This window comes from Escherichia sp. E2586 (genome assembly GCF_005781105.1).
Classification (GTDB): Bacteria; Pseudomonadota; Gammaproteobacteria; order Enterobacterales; family Enterobacteriaceae; genus Escherichia.
This window is the reverse complement of record NZ_VATN01000025.1, coordinates 117,753-141,786: the sequence shown is the minus strand read 5'-3', so window position 1 is coordinate 141,786 and position 24,034 is coordinate 117,753. Positions and strand designations below refer to the sequence as shown.

17 protein-coding genes, 1 tRNA gene and 1 CRISPR repeat array are annotated in these 24,034 nt (G+C 50.8%); of the genes, 10 read left to right on the top strand and 8 right to left on the bottom strand.

Features of this window, described 5'->3' with window-relative positions:
- Position 1 precedes the first annotated feature (1 nt).
- From FEK50_RS21605 to trxB, 6 genes are all read right to left on the bottom strand, one after another.
- Positions 2-89, bottom strand: a tRNA-Ser gene (locus tag FEK50_RS21605).
- A 342-nt stretch (positions 90-431) separates the two neighbouring features.
- Positions 432-691: direct repeats of the CRISPR family, unit length 20 nt; unit sequence GTTCACTGCCGTACAGGCAG.
- 119 nt (positions 692-810) lie between these two features.
- Positions 811-1,029 (bottom strand): translation initiation factor IF-1, encoded by a 219-nt coding sequence (gene infA / locus FEK50_RS21600; protein WP_001040187.1) that lies wholly within the window; start codon positions 1,027-1,029, stop codon positions 811-813.
- Between the two features lie 284 nt (positions 1,030-1,313).
- Complete coding sequence (aat, locus tag FEK50_RS21595; RefSeq protein ID WP_130205277.1) at positions 1,314-2,018, bottom strand: leucyl/phenylalanyl-tRNA--protein transferase; 705 nt, start codon at positions 2,016-2,018, stop codon at positions 1,314-1,316.
- Between the two features lie 44 nt (positions 2,019-2,062).
- Positions 2,063-3,784: a cysteine/glutathione ABC transporter ATP-binding protein/permease CydC gene (gene cydC, locus FEK50_RS21590; RefSeq protein WP_131162340.1), complete on the bottom strand. Its 1,722-nt coding sequence runs from the start codon at positions 3,782-3,784 to the stop codon at positions 2,063-2,065.
- Positions 3,785-5,551 (bottom strand): cysteine/glutathione ABC transporter permease/ATP-binding protein CydD, encoded by a 1,767-nt coding sequence (gene cydD / locus FEK50_RS21585; RefSeq protein ID WP_130205281.1) that lies wholly within the window; start codon positions 5,549-5,551, stop codon positions 3,785-3,787.
- Between the two features lie 122 nt (positions 5,552-5,673).
- Complete coding sequence (gene trxB, locus FEK50_RS21580) at positions 5,674-6,639, bottom strand: thioredoxin-disulfide reductase (RefSeq protein ID WP_130205283.1); 966 nt, start codon at positions 6,637-6,639, stop codon at positions 5,674-5,676.
- Positions 6,640-7,194: 555 nt separating this feature from the next.
- Between trxB and lrp the strand changes: the two genes are divergently transcribed.
- The 8 genes from lrp to dmsC all read left to right on the top strand — a co-directional run bounded on the left by lrp (position 7,195) and on the right by dmsC (position 19,439).
- Positions 7,195-7,689 carry a leucine-responsive transcriptional regulator Lrp gene (lrp, locus tag FEK50_RS21575; protein ID WP_000228473.1) on the top strand — a complete coding sequence of 165 codons (495 nt, stop codon included), beginning with the start codon at positions 7,195-7,197 and terminating at the stop codon, positions 7,687-7,689.
- 134 nt (positions 7,690-7,823) lie between these two features.
- Positions 7,824-11,756: a DNA translocase FtsK gene (gene ftsK, locus FEK50_RS21570; RefSeq protein WP_131162339.1), complete on the top strand. Its 3,933-nt coding sequence runs from the start codon at positions 7,824-7,826 to the stop codon at positions 11,754-11,756.
- A gap of 158 nt (positions 11,757-11,914) precedes the next feature.
- Complete coding sequence (lolA, locus tag FEK50_RS21565; protein ID WP_001295343.1) at positions 11,915-12,526, top strand: outer membrane lipoprotein chaperone LolA; 612 nt, start codon at positions 11,915-11,917, stop codon at positions 12,524-12,526.
- Positions 12,527-12,536: 10 nt separating this feature from the next.
- Positions 12,537-13,880, top strand: a complete 1,344-nt coding sequence (gene rarA, locus FEK50_RS21560; protein WP_131162338.1) for a replication-associated recombination protein RarA — start codon at positions 12,537-12,539, stop codon at positions 13,878-13,880.
- Between the two features lie 90 nt (positions 13,881-13,970).
- Positions 13,971-15,263, top strand: a complete 1,293-nt coding sequence (gene serS / locus FEK50_RS21555; protein WP_000886683.1) for a serine--tRNA ligase — start codon at positions 13,971-13,973, stop codon at positions 15,261-15,263.
- A gap of 238 nt (positions 15,264-15,501) precedes the next feature.
- Positions 15,502-17,946 carry a dimethylsulfoxide reductase subunit A gene (dmsA, locus tag FEK50_RS21550; protein WP_130215687.1) on the top strand — a complete coding sequence of 815 codons (2,445 nt, stop codon included), beginning with the start codon at positions 15,502-15,504 and terminating at the stop codon, positions 17,944-17,946.
- A 10-nt stretch (positions 17,947-17,956) separates the two neighbouring features.
- Entirely contained in the window at positions 17,957-18,574 is a 618-nt protein-coding gene (dmsB, locus tag FEK50_RS21545) for a dimethylsulfoxide reductase iron-sulfur subunit DmsB (protein WP_000213094.1), read from the top strand.
- A gap of 1 nt (position 18,575) precedes the next feature.
- Positions 18,576-19,439, top strand: a complete 864-nt coding sequence (dmsC, locus tag FEK50_RS21540) for a dimethyl sulfoxide reductase anchor subunit DmsC (RefSeq protein ID WP_130260771.1) — start codon at positions 18,576-18,578, stop codon at positions 19,437-19,439.
- 35 nt (positions 19,440-19,474) lie between these two features.
- Here the strand turns inward: dmsC and ycaC are convergent, their stop codons facing one another.
- Positions 19,475-20,101: an isochorismate family cysteine hydrolase YcaC gene (gene ycaC / locus FEK50_RS21535; protein ID WP_012133028.1), complete on the bottom strand. Its 627-nt coding sequence runs from the start codon at positions 20,099-20,101 to the stop codon at positions 19,475-19,477.
- Positions 20,102-20,415: 314 nt separating this feature from the next.
- On the opposite strand from ycaC, the gene FEK50_RS21530 reads away from it, so the two are divergent.
- Entirely contained in the window at positions 20,416-21,564 is a 1,149-nt protein-coding gene (locus FEK50_RS21530; protein WP_131162337.1) for an MFS transporter, read from the top strand.
- Between the two features lie 210 nt (positions 21,565-21,774).
- A complete protein-coding gene (locus FEK50_RS21525; RefSeq protein ID WP_131162336.1) occupies positions 21,775-23,205 on the top strand; it encodes an amino acid permease in 1,431 nt (476 codons plus the stop codon).
- 78 nt (positions 23,206-23,283) lie between these two features.
- On the opposite strand, the gene pflA is transcribed toward FEK50_RS21525, so the two are convergent.
- On the bottom strand, positions 23,284-24,024 hold the full coding sequence (gene pflA, locus FEK50_RS21520) for a pyruvate formate lyase 1-activating protein (RefSeq protein WP_000111043.1): 741 nt from the start codon (positions 24,022-24,024) through the stop codon (positions 23,284-23,286).
- Positions 24,025-24,034: the final 10 nt, after the last annotated feature.

Here is a 24,034-nt window from a genome sequence, read left to right as displayed (position 1 = left end):
ATGGCGGTGAGGCGGGGATTCGAACCCCGGATACGTTGCCGTATACACACTTTCCAGGCGTGCTCCTTCAGCCACTCGGACACCTCACCAAATTGTTTTGCTGCCTGACCTCATGGGTGGCAACGGGGCGCTACTATAGGGAGTTGGAGTAAAACGGTCAAGAAGAATTTATATGGATTGATTCGTTTGGTTACGCAATGAACATACTGTTCGCGCCCGGAGATTTTGACCGTATGTGTTCTGGTCAATTGTTTATCAAAATCTATGCATAAAATATGAGATTGAAGAAGTACCAAATAGACCCTTTTTTTAGGTTGAAATGTAACTCATTGATTTTGTTTATTGCTTTTTTGATGTCTGGAAAAAGGGTTTAAATCTGCGACTTTGTAAGTTTTAACAGTAAATCAATCGGATAGTCTGCTATTATTCCAGTTCACTGCCGTACAGGCAGCTTAGAAAATTGCTTGAGACGAATACGCAGGCCGTTGGTCGTTCACTGCCGTACAGGCAGCTTAGAAACTTTATTGTGTCGTAGTAAAGTTGGGCCACTTGTTCACTGCCGTACAGGCAGTTTAGAAAAGCTATGCAAATACGCCCTTGATAGCTGAACAGTTCACTGCCGTACAGGCAGCTTAGAAAGATACAGAACCTACATTGGCCTCGGAGGATTCGTTCACTGCCGTACAGGCAGTTTTCAAACTTAACACACCATCCTCCAGTATTTATTCCCCGTAACTCCAGACGCAAAAAAGGCCGGTTAAACCGACCTTTTACTCGTTCTTTCTCTTCGCCCATCAGGCGGTAAAGCAATCAGCGACTACGGAAGACAATGCGGCCTTTGCTCAGGTCGTACGGGGTCAGTTCAACAGTCACTTTGTCGCCCGTCAGGATGCGGATGTAGTTTTTGCGCATTTTACCGGAGATGTGTGCAGTAACCACGTGACCGTTTTCTAACTCTACGCGGAACATGGTATTAGGCAACGTTTCAAGAACGGTACCTTGCATTTCAATATTGTCTTCTTTGGCCATCTAATCCTCTGGGGTATCACTACCGTAATTTGAACCGGCAAGATAATGCCGAAGTTCTGTAAATAAGTAAAGATTTGTGCGCTAATTCGCAACAAACAGGTTTGGCACATAACTCCGAAAACACACGGCTAAGCCGCACTATAAGCGCAACGTATAAGGGAGCGGTGAGATAAACGGTGGGCGTTACCTGACGCGAAAAATTCCTTATCGGCAGCGGAGTAATGAGCATAACCAACTCTGCGACCGCAATTATAACACTCTGGGGAGAAATGTGCCGAAAACATTCATTCTTGTGGTGAAAACAATCGCCGTGGTACCCAGAAATTATTTGGTAACCGTTCGGGGCGCAGTTGATTGAGATAATTGAGGTAATCCCGGCGAGGAATTTCGCAGGCACCAAGCGAGGCCGTATGGTCATTTAATACCTGGCAGTCGATAAGCTTGCCGCCGTGGCGGATAAATTCGTCACAAAAAACCAGGAGCGCCGTTTTCGAGGCATTCTCCATGCGGCTGAACATCGACTCGCCACAAAACAGTGTTCCCTGCGCTACGCCGTACATGCCGCCGACAATTTCGCCTTCACGCCACACTTCTATGGAATGGGCATGGCCCAACTCGTGAAGACGATGGTAGGCTTCGACGACGTCACGCGTTATCCAGGTCCCTTCTTCGCGATCGCTGGCGCAGCCTTCAATGACCTGACCAAACGCGTAATTCAGCGTGACGCGATAGGGAGAGCGCTTATGAAAACGTTTCATGCTGCGGCTGATGTGCAGTGATTCTGGCCATAAAACCGCACGAGGATCAGGCGACCACCAGAGAATAGGATCGCCCGGAGAAAACCACGGGAAAATACCGCGCTGATAAGCCATGAGCAGCCGCGCAGGGCTAAGATCGCCTCCCAGTGCCAGCAGACCGTTAGGCTCACGTAATGCGCCTTCCGGGGAAGGGAAGGCTATTGAATGGCGAGAAAGCTGAACCAGGCGCATGACTGCAAAACTCCACTACGCAAGTCGGATCGTTCAATAATAGCTTACAAACCCTGCTTAAACTGGTAATAACGCCCCTGTCTGGCAAGCAGTTCTGCATGGGTACCTTGTTCAATAATTTGCCCGTTGTCCATCACTATTATTTGCTGAAAATGTGAAAGTCCACGCAGCCGATGTGTAACCATCAATAGCGTTTTCTCACGCATCATTTCAGTCAGTAATTCGAGGATCTGACTTTCAGTCGTGGCATCTAAGCCTTCGGTTGGTTCATCCAGCAATACTAACGGCGCATCGTGCAATAGCGCACGGGCGATAGCCAGACGACGCAGTTCGCCGCCGGAAAGCTGACGTCCGCCTTCTCCCAACCAACTGTTGAGCCCTGTGTCTTCGAGTAGTTTCTCCAGACCGACGCGACGGAGAATTTCAGCAAGAGTCTCATCAGTAGCGCCAGGTGCGGCGAGTAACAGATTATCGCGCAGTGTGGCGCTAAACAGATGCACTCGCTGCGGCACAACGCTGATGGTCTGGCGCAATGTCGATTCATTCAGGTCAGAGATCGGGCTGCCGTTGAGCAAAATCTCACCCTGTTGCGGGTCCCATGCACGGGTTAGAAGTTGTAACAACGTTGATTTTCCGCATCCGGTTCGCCCGAGAATCGCAATATGTTCTCCGGCGTTTGCCTGAAGAGAAATCCCTTTAAGTGCTTGTTGGGATTGTTCCGGATAAGTGAACACAACATCCCGTAATGTCAGGGAAACCTGCTCAGGAACGGCGGACTGAGTATCCGGAAAGGTCACTTCTGTTTTTTGGTCAGTTAAGTCAGTGATACGCACGGCAGAAGCAATAACTTGCCCCAGATGCTGAAATGCACCTGTCACCGGAGCCAGGGCTTCGAATGCAGCCAATGCACAGAAGACAAACAGCGCAATTAACGCCCCCGGCTGGCTATTACCGCCAACGCCGCCGGAGGCCATCCATAGCATCAGAATCACCGCCAGCGCGCCAATCAACAGCATAATTGCCTGCGAGAGCGCAGTCAGTTCGGACTGACGACGTTGCGCTTCCAGCCACTGAATTTCGGTGTTCTCTAACTGCGTACGATAACGATCGCTGGCACCAAAAATGGTCAGTTCAGCTTGCCCTTGCAGCCAGGCGGTTAACTGTTGGCGATACTGACCGCGAAGATGGGTAAGGTTTTGCCCGGTGCTTTTCCCCGCTCGATAAAACAGCGGCGGCATCAGGAAAAGCGTCAGCAACATAATGCCGCCCAGCGTGAAGGCGAGGGTGAAATCAAGAAAACTTAACCCGACAGTCACCACCATAATTACCACAAAAGCCCCTACCAGCGGTGAGATAACGCGCAAGTAAAGATGATCGAGCGTATCAACATCGGCGACGACGCGGTTGAGCAATTCGCCCTGGCGATAGCGGGCCAGCCCGGCAGGGGAGAGAGGCAACAGCTTGCTGAAGGTGTAAATGCGCAAATGCTGCAACACGCGGAAAGTCGCATCGTGACTCACCAGACGTTCAAAATAGCGCCCGGCGGTGCGGGTGATTGCCGCGCCACGTACACCTGCGGCAGGTAGCATGTAGTTAAAGCTGTACAGTCCTGCAACTCCCGCCACTGCCGAAGCGGAGAGGAACCAACCAGAAAGCGTCAACAAGCCGATACTGGCGAGCAGTGTGACAATTGCCAGCACAATACCAAGACTTAACATCCACTTATGACGCTTATATAGAGCCAGATAAGGAAGTAACGCGTGCATTTAAATCTCCTCCTGACGGTGGGCCAGCAACGTGGCGAATGGACCGTTAGCCACGCTTAAATCAGCGTAACAACCTTGCTCGATAATTTGGCCATCCTGCATCACCCAAATGACGTCCCAGTCAGCGAGATCTTCTAATTGGTGGGTGACCATCAGCGTTGTCTGGCGCTGCGAGGCTGCGTTTAGCGCCTGCATCACACGCTGCTCGCTGTGTGCATCGAGGCTGGCTGCAGGTTCATCCAGTAATAACAGTGAGCAGGGATGAAGTAATGCACGCGCTACGGCCACACGTTGTGCCTGACCTACGGAAAGGCGAGCTGCCTGATCGCCCACGGGAGTATCGATACCTTGCGGCAGGAGCGGCAGAAACTCACTGACCCAGGCGTTATCCAGGGCCGTTTGTAACTCTTGCTCGCTGGCATCCGGTCGTGCCAGCAGCACATTGTCTCGTACTGTTGCCGCGGGTAATTGCGGATTCTGGCCAACCCATGAGAGATGTTTTCGCCATGATTCCGGAGATAAATCCCGCAATTCAATGCCGTTGATTTGCAGCGAGCCTTGATAAGAGAGAAAACCGGAAAGCGCATTTAATAGTGAACTTTTCCCGGATCCGCTTCGTCCCACCAGTACCGCACGTTTGCCTGCAGGTAGTGTAAAGTTCAGCGGGCCAGCCAGTGTTTTACCTTCAGGCGATGTGATGAACAGATCTTTGGCTTCAATGGTCACTGGTTCGGTAGACGTTAACTCAACGTCACCACGCTGTGGATGGGCGAGCGGTGTTTCCATAAATGTTTTCAGGCTGTCAGCCGCGCCAACAGCCTGGGCTTTGGCATGATAAAACGTGCCGAGATCACGTAACGGCTGGAAAAACTCGGGGGCGAGGATCAACGCAAGGAAGCCCGCAGCCAACGTCACGCCCGTGCTGTAGTGGCCGAAATCCAGCTCACCAAGATAAGAGAAACCAAAGTACACCGCGACCAGGGCAATCGACAGCGAGGTAAAGAATTCAAGAATACCGGAGGATAAAAACGCCAGGCGTAATACTTCCATGGTCCGTTGGCGAAAATCTTCCGAAGCCGAACGGATACTTTCAATTTCAGCCTCGCCACGACCAAAAATACGCAGGGTTTCCATGCCGCGCAGACGATCGAGAAAATGCCCACTTAAGCGAGCAAGCGCGAGAAAGTTGCGTCGGTTAGCATCGGCAGCACCCATCCCAACTAAAGCCATAAACAACGGAATTAACGGTGCAGTGCCGAGTAAAATAAGTGCCGCGGCCCAGTTAGAAGGGAAAATTGCGACGACAATCAGTAGTGGCACTGAGACTGCCAGCGCCATTTGCGGTAGGTAGCGAGCATAGTAATCATGCATATCGTCAATTTGCTCAAGCACCAGCGTCGCCCAGCTCCCCGCAGGTTTGCCCTGAATCCAGGCCGGCCCCGCCTGCTGCAAACGGTCAAGAACCTGGCGGCGGATGGCAAAACGAATATGTTGCCCGGCGTGATAGCCCACCCGTTCGCGTAACCAGACCACCCATGCACGCAGCACAAAGGTCATCACCAGCAAGGTAAAGGGAAGTAGCAAGGCTTCTCGGGGGATGTTCTCCATAATCATATGTTGCAGAATTCGCGCCATAAACCAGGCTTGGGCAATTATTAATATGCCGCTCACAAAGCCCAGCAGACGAGAAATATTCAGCCAACGTTGGGAGATGACGCTTTGCTGTTTTAACCAGCGGGTTAACTCTTTTTGACGGGATTTATTCATTGCACGCTTAGCAGGTGAGTTATCAGAATTATTTGCAGAGCAATGTTACAACGGGGAAAAAATAAAGGCGACCCATAGTCGCATGGTGTCGCCTTCTTTACTTTTGTTACTGATTTGTAAAATTATTTTGCGTCAGCTAAACCGTCGAGGTAGCGTTCCGCATCAAGTGCTGCCATGCAGCCTGTACCGGCAGAAGTAATGGCCTGGCGATAAATATGATCCATCACGTCACCTGCGGCAAAGACGCCCGGAATGCTGGTCTGGGTGGCATTACCATGAATACCCGACTGCACTTTGATGTAGCCGTTTTCCAGTTCCAGTTGTCCTTCAAAAATAGCCGTGTTCGGACTGTGACCGATAGCAACAAACAGACCAGCAACGTCGAGAGACTCGATATTATCGCTGTTTTGCGTATCGCGCAGACGAACGCCAGTGACGCCCATCTGATCGCCGATCACTTCTTCCAGCGTACGGTTGGTGTGCAGAATGATGTTGCCGTTCTCCACTTTGTCCATGAGACGCTTAATGAGGATTTTTTCCGCACGGAAACCATCGCGGCGGTGGATCAAATGTACTTCGGAAGCGATGTTAGACAGATACAGCGCCTCTTCAACTGCGGTATTGCCACCGCCGATGACCGCCACTTTCTGATTGCGATAGAAAAATCCATCGCAGGTTGCACAGGCAGAAACCCCACGGCCTTTAAAGGCTTCTTCAGAGGGCAGGCCGAGATAGCGTGCAGAAGCCCCGGTGGCAATAATCAGCGCATCGCAGGTATATTCGCCGTTATCGCCAGTCAGGCGGAACGGACGATTCTGCAAATCCACTTTATTGATGTGGTCAAAAATAATTTCAGTTTCAAACTTGGTAGCATGTTCATGCATGCGTTCCATGAGCAACGGGCCGGTCAGATCATTTGGATCTCCTGGCCAGTTTTCTACTTCAGTGGTCGTCGTCAGCTGGCCGCCTTTTTCCATGCCGGTAATCAGCACCGGTTGCAGGTTGGCGCGTGCCGCGTAGACAGCAGCGGTATATCCCGCCGGGCCTGAGCCCAGGATAAGCAGTTTACTGTGTTTGGTCGTGCCCATGAGATCCCCATAGTTGTTGGCAGACAATGGGCAGGATTGTAGGGAATTTACAGACGTAAAAAAAGAGTATGACGATTTTGTTAACGATATGTGCAATCGTCAAAAGCGATAATCGTGTCAAATTCTCCTGTCATTCTCCCGTCATTATCACGTCTGCTACTTAATTTTTCCGGTTTATAAGCCGATTAAATGATGATTAAACGTCACTGTTAATGAATAACTGGCATGTTGTACTAAAAAACGATGTTTTGCTTTGACAATCACCTGGTGTTTTGCGAAAACATTCGAGGAAGAAAAAAACAGTATTGTTATGTGCGCATAATCATGCATGTAAATACCATGTTTACCGTGCTAGTGAAATCTACGCATGGCGTGGACAGACGCCATTCGTGATGTCGATAGCTGCCTTAAGGCAACGGTCTTCTCACCGTAGACCCAGGCATTGCGAGCCGTGAATCTTAATGATTTCGGTCTATCGTGACAGGTAGCGACTCTGAACAGTGATGTCTTCAGGGTCAGACAGGAGTAGGGAAGGAATACAGAGAGACAATAATAATGGTAGATAGCAAGAAGCGCCCTGGCAAAGATCTCGACCGTATCGATCGTAACATTCTTAATGAGTTGCAAAAGGATGGGCGTATTTCTAACGTCGAGCTTTCTAAACGTGTGGGACTTTCCCCAACGCCGTGCCTTGAGCGTGTGCGTCGGCTGGAAAGACAAGGGTTTATTCAGGGCTATACGGCGCTGTTGAACCCGCATTATCTGGATGCATCACTTCTGGTATTCGTTGAGATTACTCTGAATCGTGGCGCTCCGGATGTGTTTGAACAATTTAATACTGCTGTGCAAAAACTTGAAGAAATTCAGGAGTGTCATTTAGTATCCGGTGATTTCGACTACCTGTTGAAAACACGCGTGCCGGATATGTCAGCTTATCGTAAGCTGCTAGGGGAAACCCTGCTGCGTCTGCCTGGCGTCAATGACACACGGACATACGTTGTTATGGAAGAAGTCAAGCAGAGTAATCGTCTGGTTATTAAGACGCGCTAACACGGAACAGGTGCAAAATAGGCGTATTTTGATTACACTCCTGTTAATCCATACAGCAACAGTACTGGGGTAACCTGGTGCTGTTGTCCGTTTTAGCATCGGGCAGGAAAAGCCTGTAACCTGGAGAGCCTTTCTTGAGCCAGGAATACACTGAAGACAAAGAAGTCACATTGACAAAGTTAAGCAGCGGGCGCCGACTTCTGGAGGCGTTGCTGATTCTTATTGTCCTGTTTGCCGTCTGGTTGATGGCAGCCTTATTAAGCTTTAACCCTTCGGACCCCAGCTGGTCGCAAACGGCCTGGCATGAGCCTATCCATAATTTAGGCGGGACGCCTGGCGCGTGGCTGGCAGATACGCTGTTCTTCATTTTTGGCGTGATGGCTTACACCATCCCGGTCATTATTGTTGGCGGCTGTTGGTTTGCCTGGCGTCATCAGTCCAGCGATGAGTACGTTGACTATTTCGCCGTTTCGCTAAGAATTATTGGCGTGCTGGCGCTTATCCTTACGTCCTGTGGCCTTGCGGCAATCAACGCGGACGACATCTGGTATTTTGCCTCCGGTGGTGTAATCGGTAGTTTATTAAGCACTACGCTGCAGCCGCTGTTGCACAGCAGTGGCGGGACCATTGCGCTGCTCTGTGTTTGGGCGGCTGGCCTGACGCTGTTTACCGGCTGGTCCTGGGTGACCATTGCCGAAAAACTGGGGGGCTGGATTTTAAACATCCTCACTTTCGCCAGTAACCGCACTCGTCGCGATGATACCTGGGTTGATGAAGAAGAGTATGAAGACGACGAAGAGTATGAAGACGAAAAAAACGGCAAACAGCATGAATCGCGCCGTGCTCGTATTCTTCGTGGCGCGTTAGCGCGTCGTAAACGCCTGGCGGAAAAATTCATCAATCCGATGGGGCGGCAAACAGACGCTGCATTGTTCTCCGGTAAGCGGATGGATGATGAAGACGACATTACCTACACTGCGCGCGGCGTAGCCGCTGATCCTGATGATGTCCTCTTTTCGGGCAACCGTGCAACGCAGCCAGAATATGACGAATACGATCCATTATTAAACGGTGCACCAATTACCGAACCTGTTGCTGCGGCAGCTGCTGCTACCACGGCGACGCAAAGCTGGGCAGCTCCGGTTGAACCTGTTACTCAGACGCCGCCTGTTGCGTCGGTTGATGTTCCACCTGCTCAACCTGCTGTTGCATGGCAGCCTGCGCCAAGGCCGCAAACGGGCGATTCGGTCATTGCCCCAGCGCCGGAAGGTTATCCGCAACAACCTGTGCAGTCACAGCAGCCATATTATGCGCCTGCTGCGGAACAACCTGTTCAACAACCATATTATGCGCCAGTGCCTGAACAACCAGTGGCTGATAACGGGTGGCAAGCCGAGGGGACACAATCCACTTTTGCGGCGCAGTCTACATACCAGCCTGAGCAAACCTACCAGCAGCCAGCCGTTCAGGAGACGTTGCGTCAACAGCCGCAACCGGTTGAACAGCCGCCTGTTGTAGAACCTGAACCGGTTGTTGAAGAAACAAAACCTGCGCGTCCGCCGCTTTACTACTTTGAAGAAGTTGAAGAGAAGCGTGCGCGCGAACGTGAGCAGCTCGCCGCCTGGTATCAGCCTATTCCTGAACCAGTTAAAGAACCTGAGCCTGTTAGACCTGTTCAGTCAGCTAAATCTGTTCAGTCATCGCCGACTGCTGCCGCAGTCCCTCCGGTAGAAGCCGTGGCTGGTGTTTCGCCGCTGGCATCGGGCGTGAAGAAAGCGACTCTGGCGACGGGGGCCGCAGCAACGGTTGCTGCACCTGTTTTTAGCCTGGCAAATAGCGGTGGACCTCGACCACAAGTGAAAGAGGGGATAGGCCCGCAGTTGCCACGACCAAAGCGTATTCGTGTTCCGACTCGTCGTGAACTGGCATCGTATGGCATTAAACTACCTTCACAACGAGTCGCCGAAGAGAAAGCTCGCGAAGCGCAGCGCAATCAATACGATTCTGGCGATCAGTATAACGATGATGAAATCGATGCGATGCAGCAAGATGAGTTGGCACGTCAGTTTGCCCAGGCACAGCAGCAACGCTATGGTGAACAGTATCAGCATGATGCGCCAGTTAACTCTGAAGATGAAGATGCAGCGGCGGAGGCTGAACTGGCTCGTCAGTTTGCCCAGACTCAGCAGCAACGTTATTCCGGTGAACAACCTGCGGGAGCAAATCCATTCTCGCTGAATGATTTTGAATTTTCACCGATGAAAGCGTTGGTGGATGATGGCCCACACGAGCCACTGTTTACGCCCATTGTTGAACCACAGCAACCGGTAGCGCCGCAGCAGCAGTATCAGCAGCCGCAACAACCGGTGGCACCGCAGCCGCAGCAGCCAGTAGCGCCGCAGCCGCAATATCAGCAGCCGCAGCAACCGGTAGCGCCGCAGCCGCAATATCAGCAGCCGCAGCAACCGGTAGCGCCACAGCCGCAATATCAGCAGCCGCAGCAACCGGTAGCACCACAGCCGCAGGATACCCTGCTTCATCCGTTGTTAATGCGCAACGGTGATAGCCGTCCGTTGCATAAACCAACGACGCCACTACCCTCGCTGGATTTGCTGACACCACCGCCAAGCGAAGTTGAGCCAGTAGATACCTTTGCGCTTGAGCAAATGGCGCGTCTGGTAGAAGCACGGCTGGCCGATTTCCGCATTAAAGCTGATGTGGTCAATTATTCACCAGGACCTGTAATCACCCGTTTTGAGTTGAACCTGGCGCCGGGCGTAAAAGCCGCACGTATTTCTAACCTGTCACGCGACCTTGCCCGTTCATTGTCGACCGTGGCGGTGCGTGTGGTTGAAGTCATTCCTGGTAAACCTTACGTAGGTCTGGAGTTGCCGAACAAAAAACGACAAACCGTTTATCTGCGCGAAGTGCTGGATAACGCGAAGTTCCGTGATAACCCATCGCCGCTGACGATTGTTTTGGGTAAAGATATCGCAGGCGATCCGGTCGTAGCCGATCTGGCTAAAATGCCTCACTTGCTGGTTGCGGGGACCACTGGTTCCGGTAAGTCGGTGGGTGTAAACGCCATGATCCTGAGCATGCTCTATAAAGCGCAGCCGGAAGATGTTCGTTTCATTATGATCGACCCGAAAATGCTGGAGCTTTCGGTTTATGAAGGCATCCCGCATCTGTTAACGGAAGTCGTAACAGACATGAAAGATGCTGCCAACGCTCTGCGCTGGTGCGTAAATGAAATGGAACGCCGTTATAAGCTGATGTCGGCACTGGGAGTGCGTAATCTTGCGGGGTATAACGAAAAAATTGCTGAAGCGGACCGAATGATGCGTCCGATTCCAGACCCGTACTGGAAGCCAGGTGACAGTATGGATGCCCAGCATCCAGTGCTGAAAAAAGAGCCGTACATTGTAGTGCTGGTGGATGAATTTGCCGACCTGATGATGACGGTAGGTAAAAAAGTGGAAGAGTTGATTGCGCGTCTGGCGCAAAAAGCCCGTGCCGCAGGTATTCACCTCGTGCTGGCAACGCAGCGCCCTTCGGTGGATGTTATTACGGGGCTGATTAAAGCGAACATTCCAACCCGTATCGCCTTTACCGTATCCAGCAAGATCGACTCACGTACCATTCTTGATCAGGCTGGCGCGGAATCACTGCTTGGTATGGGGGATATGCTTTACTCCGGGCCGAACTCAACCATGCCGGTACGTGTCCATGGTGCTTTTGTTCGCGATCAGGAAGTTCATGCCGTGGTGCAGGACTGGAAAGCGCGTGGTCGTCCGCAGTATGTAGATGGCATCACCTCCGATAGCGAAAGCGAAGGCGGAGCTGGTGGTTTCGACGGTGCTGAAGAACTGGATCCGCTGTTCGATCAGGCGGTGGCGTTTGTCACTGAAAAACGCAAAGCGTCTATTTCTGGTGTTCAGCGTCAGTTCCGCATCGGTTACAACCGTGCTGCACGCATTGTTGAACAGATGGAAGCGCAAGGGATCGTCAGCGAACAGGGTCACAACGGTAATCGTGAAGTACTGGCTCCGCCACCGTTTGACTAATTAGTGCATCGTAGGCCGGATAAGACGCGATAGCGTCGCATCCGGCACTCTATCAACTGAAAATTCAGTATTTTCTTCTTTCCTCAAGCTGATTATTAGCCTGGAATAGAGAGTAGAGGGAACTCCCGATCGGGAGTGACGTAATTTGAGGAACAATGATGAAAAAAATTGCCATCACCTGTGCATTACTCTCAAGTTTAGTGGCGTCCAGTGTTTGGGCTGATGCCGCAAGCGATCTGAAAAGCCGTCTGGATAAAGTCAGCAGCTTCCACGCCAGCTTTACGCAAAAAGTAACTGACGGTAGCGGCGCGGCGGTGCAGGAAGGTCAGGGCGATCTGTGGGTGAAACGTCCAAACTTATTCAACTGGCATATGACGCAACCTGATGAAAGCATTCTGGTTTCCGACGGTAAAACATTGTGGTTCTATAACCCGTTTGTTGAACAGGCTACGGCGACCTGGCTGAAAGATGCCACCGGGAATACGCCATTTATGCTGATCGCACGTAACCAGTCCAGCGACTGGCAGCAGTACAACATCAAACAGAACGGCGATGATTTTGTCCTGACGCCGAAAGCCAGCAATGGCAATCTGAAGCAGTTCACTATTAACGTGGGCCGTGATGGCACCATCCATCAATTCAGCGCGGTGGAACAGGACGATCAACGCAGCAGTTATCAGCTGAAATCCCAGCAAAACGGTGCTGTGGATGCAGCGAAATTTACCTTCACCCCGCCGCAAGGCGTAACGGTAGATGATCAACGTAAGTAGAGGCACCTGAGTGAGCAATCTGTCGCTCGATTTTTCGGATAATACTTTTCAACCTCTGGCCGCACGTATGCGGCCAGAAAATTTAGCACAGTATATTGGCCAGCAACATTTGCTGGCTGCGGGGAAGCCGTTGCCGCGCGCTATCGAAGCCGGACATCTGCATTCCATGATCCTCTGGGGGCCGCCAGGTACCGGTAAAACTACCCTTGCCGAAGTGATCGCCCGCTATGCAAATGCTGATGTGGAACGTATTTCTGCTGTCACTTCTGGCGTGAAAGAAATTCGCGAAGCGATAGAGCGCGCGCGGCAAAACCGCAATGCCGGTCGCCGTACCATTTTGTTTGTCGATGAAGTGCATCGCTTTAATAAAAGCCAACAGGATGCGTTTCTGCCACACATTGAAGATGGCACCATCACGTTTATTGGTGCAACCACTGAAAACCCGTCGTTTGAGCTTAATTCGGCGCTGCTTTCCCGTGCTCGTGTCTATTTGCTCAAATCCCTGACCACCGAGGATATAGAGCAAGTACTGACTCAGGCGATGGAAGACAAAACCCGCGGCTACGGTGGGCAGGATATTGTTCTGCCAGATGAAACACGCCGCGCGATTGCTGAACTGGTGAATGGCGACGCGCGCCGGGCGTTAAATACGCTGGAAATGATGGCGGATATGGCCGAAGTCGATGACAGCGGCAAACGTGTCCTGAAGCCTGAGTTACTCACCGAAATTGCTGGTGAGCGTAGCGCTCGTTTTGATAACAAAGGTGATCGCTTTTACGATCTGATTTCCGCGCTGCATAAATCGGTACGCGGTAGCGCACCTGATGCGGCGCTGTACTGGTATGCGCGGATTATTACTGCGGGCGGTGATCCGTTATATGTCGCACGTCGCTGCCTGGCGATTGCTTCAGAAGATATCGGTAACGCCGATCCGCGGGCGATGCAGGTGGCGATTGCTGCCTGGGATTGCTTTACCCGCGTAGGTCCGGCAGAAGGTGAACGCGCCATTGCCCAGGCGATTGTTTATCTCGCTTGTGCGCCAAAAAGTAACGCTGTCTACACCGCGTTTAAAGCCGCGTTAGCTGATGTCCGTGAACGTCCGGATTATGACGTGCCGGTACACCTGCGTAATGCGCCAACCAAACTGATGAAGGAAATGGGCTACGGGCAGGAATATCGTTACGCCCACGATGAAGCAAACGCTTATGCTGCCGGTGAGGTTTACTTCCCGCCGGAAATAGCACAAACGCGCTATTATTTCCCGACAAACAGAGGCCTTGAAGGCAAGATTGGCGAAAAGCTCGCCTGGCTGGCTGAACAGGATCAAAATAGCCCCATAAAACGCTACCGTTAATGTTATCGTTGCGGTAATGTTGTTACTGTATCCCTGTGGTCGCAGGCTGTGGCCACATCTCCCATTTAATTCGATAAGCACAGGATAAGCATGCTCGATCCCAATCTGCTGCGTAATGAGCCAGACGCAGTCGCTGAAAAACTGGCACGCCGGGGCTTTAAGCTGGATGTAGATAAGCTGGGCGCTCTTGAAGAGCGTCGTAAAGTATTGCAGGTCAAAACGGAAAACCTGCAAGCAGAGCGTAACTCTCGATCGAAATCCATCGGCCAGGCGAAAGCGCGCGGGGAAGATATCGAGCCTTTACGTCTGGAAGTGAACAAACTGGGCGAAGAGCTGGATGCAGCAAAAGCCGAGCTGGATGCTTTACAGGCTGAAATTCGCGATATCGCGCTGACAATCCCTAACCTGCCTGCAGATGAAGTGCCGGTTGGTAAAGATGAAAATGACAACGTTGAAGTCAGCCGCTGGGGTACCCCGCGTGAATTTGACTTCGAAGTTCGTGACCACGTGACGCTGGGTGAAATGCACTCCGGCCTCGACTTTGCGGCAGCGGTTAAGCTGACAGGTTCGCGCTTTGTGGTGATGAAAGGGCAGATCGCTCGCATGCACCGCGCACTGTCGCAGTTTATGCTGGACCTGCACACCGAGCAGCATGGCTATAGCGAAAACTATGTCCCGTACTTGGTTAACCAGGATACGCTGTACGGTACGGGTCAGTTGCCGAAGTTTGCTGGCGATCTGTTCCATACTCGTCCGCTGGAAGAAGAAGCTGATACCAGTAACTACGCGCTGATCCCAACTGCAGAAGTTCCGCTGACCAACCTGGTTCGCGGTGAAATCATCGATGAAGATGATCTGCCGATCAAAATGACCGCTCATACCCCATGCTTCCGTTCTGAAGCCGGTTCTTATGGTCGTGATACCCGTGGTCTGATTCGTATGCACCAGTTCGACAAAGTTGAAATGGTTCAGATCGTGCGTCCGGAAGATTCAATGGCGGCACTTGAAGAGATGACTGGTCATGCGGAAAAAGTCCTGCAACTGCTGGGCCTGCCGTACCGCAAAATCATCCTTTGCACTGGCGACATGGGCTTTGGCGCTTGCAAAACTTACGACCTGGAAGTATGGATCCCGGCACAGAATACCTACCGCGAGATCTCTTCCTGCTCCAACGTCTGGGATTTCCAGGCGCGTCGTATGCAGGCACGTTGCCGCAGTAAGTCTGACAAGAAAACCCGTCTGGTTCATACCCTGAACGGTTCTGGTCTGGCTGTTGGTCGTACGCTGGTTGCGGTAATGGAAAACTATCAGCAGGCTGATGGTCGTATTGAAGTACCAGAAGTTCTGCGCCCGTATATGAACGGACTGGAATATATCGGCTAATATCCAACTATTCTGAATCTAAAAAGCGCCTGCGGGCGCTTTTTTTATCTCCCTTTGATACCAAACAATAATTACAGCTGACTTAAGCGCAATACTACTTTCGAGTGAAAATCTACCTATCCCGTTGATTTTCAAATTATTCGATGTATACAAACCTATATAGCGTGCCGCTATGAAAATAATTACATAAGACGGTTTGTTACTGGAATCAATCGTAAGCAAGCTTGAGTGAGCCATTATGAAAACGAAAATTCCTGATGCGGTATTGGCTGCTGAGGTGAGTCGCCGTGGTTTGGTAAAAACGACAGCGATCGGCGGCCTGGCGATGGCCAGCAGCGCGTTAACATTACCCTTTAGCCGGATTGCGCACGCTGCTAATAGTGTCGCTCCGGCAAATTCAGACGAAAAGGTGATATGGAGCGCCTGTACTGTTAACTGTGGCAGCCGCTGTCCACTGCGTATGCATGTAGTGGACGGCGAAATCAAATATGTCGAAACGGATAATACCGGGGATGACAATTACGAAGGACTGCACCAGGTGCGCGCGTGCCTGCGTGGGCGTTCTATGCGTCGCCGCGTTTACAATCCCGACCGCCTGAAATATCCGATGAAACGAGTAGGTGCTCGCGGTGAAGGTAAGTTTGAGCGTATTAGTTGGGAAGAAGCCTACGATATCATCGCCACGAATATGCAGCGCCTGATAAAAGAGTACGGTAACGAATCCATCTATCTGAACTATGGTACCGGTACGCTGGGCGGCACCATGACCCGTTCCTGGCCGCCGGGAAATACTCTGGTTGCGCGTTTGATGAACTGCTGCGGCGGTTATCTGAACCATTATGGTGACTACTCCTCGGCGCAAATAGCCGAAGGTTTGAACTATACCTATGGCGGCTGGGCCGATGGCAACAGTCCGTCAGATATCGAAAACAGTAAACTGGTGGTGCTGTTTGGTAACAACCCTGGCGAGACGCGTATGAGCGGCGGCGGGGTGACCTATTACCTGGAGCAGGCGCGGCAAAAATCAAATGCACGTATGATCATTATCGATCCGCGCTATACCGATACGGGCGCCGGACGCGAAGATGAATGGATCCCGATTCGTCCGGGAACAGATGCGGCACTGGTTAACGGTCTGGCGTATGTCATGATCACCGAAAACCTGGTTGATCAGGAATTCCTCGACAAATATTGTGTCGGCTACGACGAAAAAACGTTGCCTGCCAGCGCGCCGAAAAATGGTCACTACAAAGCGTATATTCTGGGTGATGGGCCAGACGGTGTTGCCAAAACACCGGAATGGGCCTCGCAAATTACCGGTATCCCGGCAGATAAAATCATCAAACTTGCTCGTGAAATCGGTAGCACCAAACCGGCATTTATCAGCCAGGGGTGGGGGCCGCAGCGCCATGCCAACGGTGAAATCGCCACGCGTGCCATTTCGATGCTGGCAATCCTCACCGGGAACGTCGGTATTAACGGTGGTAACAGCGGTGCGCGAGAAGGTTCATACAGCTTACCGTTTGTGCGGATGCCTACCCTGGAAAACCCGATTCAGACCAGCATTTCCATGTTTATGTGGACCGATGCCATTGAACGTGGCCCGGAAATGACGGCACTGCGTGACGGTGTGCGCGGGAAAGATAAGCTGGATGTTCCGATCAAGATGATCTGGAACTATGCCGGTAACTGCCTGATTAACCAGCATTCGGAAATCAACCGTACCCATGAAATCCTCCAGGATGATAAGAAGTGTGAGCTGATTGTGGTTATCGACTGCCACATGACCTCATCGGCGAAATATGCTGACATCCTGCTGCCGGACTGCACTGCCTCCGAACAGATGGACTTTGCGCTGGATGCATCCTGCGGGAATATGTCTTACGTGATTTTTAACGATCAGGTGATTAAACCGCGCTTTGAATGTAAGACTATCTACGAGATGACCAGCGAACTGGCAAAACGTCTTGGCGTCGAGCAGCAGTTTACTGAAGGTCGTACCCAGGAAGAGTGGATGCGTCACCTGTATGCCCAGTCGCGCGAAGCGATTCCGGAACTGCCAACCTTTGAAGAGTTCCGCAAACAAGGGATCTTTAAAAAGCGCGATCCGCAAGGGCATCACGTCGCTTACAAAGCCTTCCGTGAAGATCCGCAGGCAAATCCACTGACCACGCCATCGGGCAAAATTGAGATCTATTCACAGGCGCTGGCTGACATTGCCGCCACCTGGGAATTGCCGGAAGGCGATGTGATCGATCCGCTGCCGATCTATACACCGGGCTTTGAAAGTTATCAGGATCCGCTCAACAAACAGTATCCGCTGCAGCTTACGGGGTTCCATTACAAATCTCGTGTTCACTCGACTTACGGTAACGTAGACGTGCTGAAAGCAGCTTGCCGTCAGGAAATGTGGATCAACCCACTTGATGCGCAAAAACGTGGTATCAGCAACGGCGATAAGGTGCGGATCTTTAACGATCGTGGTGAAGTCCATATTGAGGCGAAAGTGACGCCACGAATGATGCCGGGCGTGGTCGCATTGGGCGAAGGTGCCTGGTATGACCCGGATGCGAAACGTGTCGATAAGGGCGGTTGTATTAACGTACTGACCACTCAACGTCCGTCTCCTCTTGCCAAGGGGAATCCATCACATACGAACCTTGTTCAGGTTGAAAAGGTGTAAGGAGTAACCGATGACAACCCAGTATGGATTTTTTATTGATTCCAGCCGTTGCACCGGTTGCAAAACCTGCGAGCTGGCCTGTAAAGACTACAAAGATCTGACGCCGGAAGTTAGTTTCCGCCGCATTTATGAATATGCTGGTGGAGACTGGCAGGAAGATAACGGCGTCTGGCATCAAAACGTATTTGCCTACTATTTGTCGATTTCATGCAACCACTGCGAAGATCCGGCTTGTACCAAAGTCTGCCCAAGCGGTGCAATGCATAAACGTGAAGATGGTTTTGTCGTTGTCGATGAAGATGTGTGTATTGGCTGTCGTTACTGCCATATGGCCTGCCCGTATGGCGCACCGCAGTACAACGCAACCAAAGGTCATATGACCAAATGTGATGGTTGCTATGACCGCGTCGCAGAAGGTAAAAAACCGATCTGCGTCGAATCTTGCCCGCTACGGGCGCTGGATTTCGGACCTATTGACGAGCTGCGTAAAAAACACGGCGATCTGGCGGCTGTTGCGCCGTTGCCGCGTGCGCACTTCACCAAACCGAATATTGTGATTAAACCTAACGCCAATAGCCGCCCAACCGGGGATACCACTGGCTATCTGGCAAACCCGAAGGAGGTGTGAGATGGGAAGTGGATGGCATGAATGGCCGCTGATGATCTTCACGGTCTTCGGGCAATGTGTGGTGGGCGGTTTTATCGTTCTGGCTTTGGCACTGCTCAAAGGCGATCTGCGAGCAGAAGCCCAGCAGCGTGTTATCGCCTGCATGTTTGGCTTATGGGTTCTGATGGGCATTGGGTTTATCGCCTCTATGCTCCATCTTGGCTCACCAATGCGCGCCTTTAACTCGCTTAACCGGGTAGGGGCTTCAGCTCTGAGTAACGAAATCGCCAGCGGTTCGATCTTTTTTGCCGTAGGCGGAATCGGCTGGTTGTTGGCGATGCTGAAAAAATTGTCACCGGCATTACGCACGCTTTGGCTGGTGGTGACGATGGTTCTCGGCGTGGTCTTTGTCTGGATGATGGTGCGTGTCTATAACAGCATCGATACCGTACCGACCTGGTACAGCATCTGGACGCCGATGGGCTTCTTCCTGACCATGTTTATGGGCGGACCGTTGCTGGGTTACCTGTTGCTGAGCCTGGCAGGCGTCGATGGATGGGCGATGCGTCTGCTGCCTGCAATTTCCGTGTTGGCACTGGTGGTGAGTGGCGTGATGTCAGTAATGCAGGGCGCAGAACTGGCGACCATTCATAGTTCAGTGCAACAGGCTGCCGCACTGGTGCCTGACTACGGTGCGCTGATGTCCTGGCGGATTGTGCTTTTGGCCGTGGCACTGTGCTTGTGGATTGCACCGCAGGTGAAAGGCTTTCAGCCTGCGGTGCCTCTGCTTTCCGTATCATTCATCCTGCTTCTTGCAGGGGAATTAATCGGCCGCGGGGTATTCTACGGTTTGCATATGACCGTTGGCATGGCCGTTGCCAGTTAAGGTGTAATAACCGGGGTTTCGGCCCCGGTTCTCTCTTATTTCTGTTTCGTTAACGTGTCATAACTGGTCATCAAATTACGATAATCAGGAATGTGGTTAGAGAACAACGTCGCCAGCCCCTCAATATCGTTACGCCAGTCGCGGTGCAGCTCACAAGCCACGCCGAACCATGTCATCAATTGAGCGCCAGCTTGTGACATACGATCCCACGCTGAATGCCGGGTAATCTCGTTAAAGGTTCCAGAAGCGTCGGTTACCACAAAGACATCAAACCCTTCTTCAATAGCCGAAAGCGCCGGGAATGCTACGCAAACCTCGGTTACCACCCCTGCAATAATCAGTTGTTTTTTACCTGTCGCTTTAACTGCTTTGACAAAATCTTCGTTATCCCAGGCGTTAATATTTCCAGGACGCGCAATATAAGGCGCATCCGGAAACTGTGCTTTCAGCTCGGGGACTAATGGGCCGTTAGGGCCGGTTTCAAAACTGGTGGTGAGAATGGTGGGGAGATTGAAATATTTTGCTAAGTCACCCAGCGCCAGCACGTTATTTTTGAATTTGTCGGGGTCAATATCCCGCACAAGGGAAAGCAAACCAGCCTGGTGATCAACTAACAAAACAGCAGCATCATTTTTATCGAGACGAACATACGGTTTGGTCATTCTCTTCTCCTTTCGAGAGTCAGTGATACGCCTGAAAGCGTTCAGGCGCGATGCGTTGCCTTGAAAGCATAGACGGGAAATCTTAGTTTGCTGTGACCATGAAATTTTTCGACTGAACGAAGCGCATGATGTTTGTGTTAGATCAATAAAAACAAGTAGATGAGATTAATTGTCTTTTTATTATTAGTGTTATGAATGAGTAATATCAATCGATAATACAGCCGCTGCGTTATGGGGGTATTTTACCCCATTGACAATGTTTTTAGCGGTGGCATGATGCGCATAAAATTTGAACTTCCTCACGGTTTTTATCCATGTCCACGTATACCCGGCCTGTCATGCTTTTGCTGTCTGGCCTGCTTTTGTTGACCTTAGCGATCGCAGTGTTAAATACACTCGTGCCGCTATGGCTCGCCCAGGAGCACTTGCCCACATGGCAGGTCGGCGTCGTCAGTTCGTCCTATTTTACCGGCAATCTGGTGGGGACTTTACTGACAGGGTATGTCATTAAACGTTTTGGATTTAATCGTAGCTATTACATGGCCTCGTTTATTTTTGCGGCGGGCTGTGCCGGGCTTGGCCTGATGATTGGTTTCTGGAGCTGGCTTGCCTGGCGTTTCGTTGCAGGCGTTGGTTGCGCTATGATTTGGGTTGTGGTCGAAAGTGCGCTGATGTGCAGCGGGACCTCACGTAATCGTGGACGACTACTTGCCGCTTATATGATGGTCTATTACGTGGGGACGTTTCTGGGCCAGTTGCTGGTCAGCAAAGTGTCGACTGAGCTGATGGCCGTGTTACCGTGGGCAACGGGTTTGATACTGGCAGGCATCTTACCGTTGTTGTTTACTCGTATTCTGAATCAGCAAACGGAAAAACATCCGGCTACGCCGATTACATCAATGCTTAAACTCCGCCAGGCACGGCTTGGGGTCAATGGCTGCATTATCTCCGGGATTGTCCTGGGCTCTCTGTATGGTCTGATGCCATTGTATCTTAACCATCAGGGGATCAATAACGCTAGCATCGGTTTCTGGATGGCTGTACTGGTCAGCGCAGGAATCCTTGGGCAGTGGCCTATTGGGCGTCTGGCGGATAAATTTGGTCGTCTACTGGTACTGCGCGTTCAGGTTTTTGTTGTCATTCTTGGTAGTATTGCAATGTTAAGCCAGGCTGCGATGGCGCCTTCATTGTTTATTCTCGGTGCTGCGGGGTTTACGCTGTATCCAGTAGCGATGGCCTGGGCTTGTGAGAAGGTTGAACATCATCAACTAGTGGCGATGAATCAGGCTTTACTGTTGAGTTATACAGTCGGTAGTCTGCTTGGTCCGTCTTTTACCGCCATACTGATGCAGAATTTTTCCGATAAACTGTTATTTATTATGATTGCCAGTGTGTCATTTATCTACTTGTTGATGCTGCTGCGTAACGCCGGACATACACCAAAACCTGTCGCTCATGTGTAAATGAATTAGTGCAGAGTGTGAACATGCTGTATCGCACTCTGTTTTTTTTGTTTCCTCTATACAACTTGCTTTTACCAAATTTCATTTATGGAAAAATAAATTGTGCAGCAGGTTATAATTTTTCATTCTGCTATTTTCGTACTTCTTATTAGCCGCGCATAATCCCTCGTTTTACAGATATCTATTAAAAAAATAGCGAAGGATCGAACTATGGCTGGGAACGTTCAGGAAAAACAGTTGCGCTGGTACAACATTGCACTGATGTCTTTTATTACGGTTTGGGGATTTGGCAATGTTGTTAATAATTATGCCAACCAGGGGTTGGTCGTTGTTTTTTCATGGCTGTTTATATTTGCGCTCTATTTTACACCATATGCATTGATTGTCGGTCAGTTGGGGTCGACTTTTAAAGATGGGAAAGGCGGAGTCAGTACCTGGATTAAGCACACAATGGGCCCCGGATTGGCTTATCTTGCCGCGTGGACCTATTGGGTGGTGCATATACCCTATTTGGCACAAAAACCACAGGCCATTCTGATTGCGCTCGGCTGGGCGATGAAAGGTGACGGTTCGTTAATCAAAGAATATTCAGTCGTAGCGTTACAGGGGTTAACGCTGGTGCTGTTTGTCTTCTTTATGTGGATCGCTTCACGTGGTATGAAATCGCTGAAAATCGTCGGTTCTGTGGCAGGGATTGCGATGTTTATCATGTCGCTCCTGTATGTGGCGATGGCAGTAACCGCGCCTGCGATTACTGAAGTGTATATTGCGACCACGAACATTACCTGGGAAACGTTCATTCCCCATATCGATTTTACCTACATTACCACTATTTCAATGCTGGTTTTCGCGGTTGGTGGTGCAGAGAAGATTTCTCCCTACGTTAATCAGACGCGCAACCCAGGAAAAGAATTTCCAAAAGGGATGCTATGCCTGGCGGTGATGGTTGCGGTTTGTGCCATTCTGGGCTCTCTCGCAATGGGGATGATGTTTGACTCGCGTAATATTCCTGATGACTTAATGACTAACGGTCAGTATTACGCTTTTCAGAAGCTGGGCGAGTATTACAACATGGGGAATACCCTAATGGTGATTTACGCCATTGCAAATACCCTGGGACAGGTCGCTGCTCTGGTGTTCTCCATCGATGCTCCTCTGAAAGTGTTATTAGGTGACGCGGATAGTAAATATATTCCTGCCAGATTGTGCCGGACCAATGATTCAGGTACACCGGTTAATGGTTATCTACTGACCCTGGTGCTGGTGGCGATTCTGATTATGCTGCCAACACTGGGTATTGGTGACATGAATAATCTCTACAAATGGCTGCTCAATTTGAACTCAGTAGTGATGCCACTGCGTTATTTGTGGGTGTTCGTGGCGTTTATTGCAGTAGTTCGCCTGGCGCAGAAATATAAGCCGGAATATGTCTTTATTCGTAATAAGTCTCTGGCGATGACTGTCGGGATTTGGTGTTTTGCCTTTACTGCTTTTGCCTGTTTGACGGGAATCTTCCCGAAAATGGAAGCCTTCACTGCAGAGTGGACCTTCCAACTAGCGCTGAATATCGCTACACCATTTGTGCTGGTGGGGTTGGGGTTGATATTCCCGCTATTGGCTCGTAAAGCGAATACGAACTAATCATTGTGGTTAGTTCTGCAGAATGAAGCGCGGAATAACAAAGCGGCAACTCAATAAAGTTGCCGCTTTACGGGGAAATTAGAACATTACTTTATGACCATATTGCTCAAGAATACCTTTCACGCGTTCCATGGTCTCTTTCTTCGGTGGTTTCACACCATCGAGTTTGTACTCTTCACCCATCGCCACCCATTTGTGTTTGCCCAGCTCGTGATAGGGGAGAAGCTCGATTTTCTCAACGTTGCCCATATCACGGGTAAATTCACCGAGGCGATGCGCTGAATCGTCATCGTCAGACCAGCCTGGGACAACAACGTAGCGGATCCAGACTTTCACATTTTTGTTCGCCAGATATTTGGCGAACTCCAGCGTACGATGATTGGAAACGCCGACCAGATTCTGGTGGATCTCGTCGTTCATCTGTTTGAGATCGAGCATTACCAGATCGGTCACTTCCAGCAGTTCATCAATCACTGGATCGTAACGACGAACAAAACCGTTGGTGTCCAGGCAGGTATGAATGCCTTCTTTTTTGCAGGCGCGGAACCAGTCACGAACAAATTCAGCTTGCAGGATTGCTTCACCGCCGGATGCGGTAACGCCACCGCCTGAAGCATTCATAAAGTGGCGATAGGTCACCACCTCTTTCATTAAATCTTCAACGGTAACTTCTTTGCCGCCATGCGTGTCCCAGGTGTCGCGGTTATGGCAATACAGGCAGCGCATCAGGCAGCCCTGGAAAAAGGTGATAAAGCGAATACCCGGGCCGTCTACGGTTCCACAGGATTCAAAGGAGTGAATGCGACCAATAACTGACATTGCGGTGTTT